This is a genomic window from Streptococcus pseudopneumoniae (genome assembly GCF_038148935.1).
GTDB classification, from domain to species: domain Bacteria; phylum Bacillota; class Bacilli; order Lactobacillales; family Streptococcaceae; genus Streptococcus; species Streptococcus pseudopneumoniae_U.
On sequence record NZ_JBBJZX010000280.1, the window covers coordinates 1 to 216 of the forward strand.

Sequence of the window (216 nt, forward strand, 5' to 3'; positions counted from 1 at the left end):
GCCTTTTCCGTTGAAGGCTCCATTGTTGAAACCACCTGTATATTGGTCTCCATTTTGGAAGGTAATGGTACCTTGCCCATTCATTTTACCACGTACAAGACTGCCGTCGTAAACAATCGTTCCATTATCAAGCTTTAGAACACCTTTTCCGGGAATATTTAGAAAAAAGACGAGTACAGCACAGAAAACAATGGCAACTACTGCTAAAAGCTCTAA

At 40.7% G+C, this 216-nt stretch carries 1 pseudogene; it reads right to left on the reverse strand.

Features of this window, described 5'->3' with window-relative positions:
* Positions 1-216 (reverse strand): annotated as a pseudogene (locus WKI42_RS10990) (hypothetical protein); the annotation flags it as partial.